The sequence below is a fragment of the Candidatus Kurthia intestinigallinarum genome (assembly GCF_003991225.1).
Classification (GTDB): domain Bacteria; phylum Bacillota; class Bacilli; order Bacillales_A; family Planococcaceae; genus Kurthia; species Kurthia populi.
In genome coordinates this window covers 1-1354 of sequence record NZ_JTFC01000160.1, presented here as the reverse complement: position 1 = coordinate 1354, position 1354 = coordinate 1, and the positions used below count along the sequence as shown (strand labels likewise).

General features: G+C 39.0%; 1 protein-coding gene. It reads left to right on the top strand.

Translation table 11 applies throughout. The annotated features are described in order from the left end of the window. Nucleotides 1–1354: VirB4 family type IV secretion system protein (locus QI30_RS19400; protein ID WP_126992118.1), on the top strand; the 1354-nt coding region annotated here is incomplete at both ends.

Here is a 1354-nt window from a genome sequence, read left to right as displayed (position 1 = left end):
ATTCGTGTCATAGCGATTATTGATTACCCAAAGAGTCGTTACGGCAACTGGTTATCAGAGCTGAAACGTAAAAAGGGCAACATTACGATTGTACAATTTTTAGAATCATCCAATTCGACGAAAATGGTTGAGCACTATAATAAGACGATTAAAAACAAACAGGCTGAGGTATTGAAGACGTTTGATCCACTGAAAAAACGTCAGCTAGAAAAGCAGGTTGAAGCAGCTGAGCATCAATTGATGAAGTTTCTTGAAAATGAGTCGAGCTACATTTATCAGTACACGTATATTTATTTGCAGGCGAAGTCGCTAGATGAATTAAATGCGCTGAGTGATTCCGTTCATAATACGCTCGTGAAATTGCAGCTAAAGGCAATGACACCGATTAAGGCGATGTACCAAACGTTTTGGAGTGCGATGCCAATTTTAGAAAATCTACTGGGAGATTACACGTATAAGCAGTCCAATACAGAGGCAGCGAGTAGTATGTTTCCGTTTGATGATGCCGAAATTTTAACGATTAACCCACGCAGTGATGTAGAAGGCGTGAACAAAGATACGGGTAGTTTAATTGCCATTGATTATTTGGACCGTAAAAACACGCTTAATCAAAATATGGTCGTCATTGGGACGAGTGGTGTCGGTAAGACCACTTATATGGTGCAGAAGATTTTACGTTATTTTGCTCGGGGCGTGAAGGTGTTTATTATCGATCCTGAAAATGAATACACGAACATCGTCGAGCATTTAGGTGGAACAGTTGTCCATTTAAGCAGTAATTCGAGTACAAAAATTAACCCATTAGAAGTGTTTTCCGAGCAAGTCATGGACGAGGGACCTGTTGATTTGGATATGGTTTTAAAAGATAAAATTCAGCGTCTTCTTGGTTTCTTTCAAGTATTGAAGCAGGATATTACGCAGGTGGAAAAGGCGATTTTAGATGCTGTGTTACGTGAAGTGTACCGTGATGCAGGGATTTTGAAATATACGAGCTTCCTTGAGATTCCCAGCACAGCATATCCGATTTTATCGGATGTCTATGAGGCAATTGCAGCTTTAAAGGCGCGTGACGCTGACCGGTACGCACGGATTGAGGATTTTCATTATATTTTGGAGAGCTATGTGAATGGTAGTAAAACGATTTTTAATGGGCATACGAATATTAATTTACAAAGTGACCTTTTATCGTTTGATTTAAAGTCCTTGCAAAATGAGGCTGATGTACAAGGGGCAGCGTATTTAAATACGTTTAGTTATTTATGGGATAACATTACGGAAAATACAAGTGAAAATGTGAAGCTGTTTGTTGATGAGTTTCATTTTTTAACACAAAATCCAGATGCAGCGAGTTTCT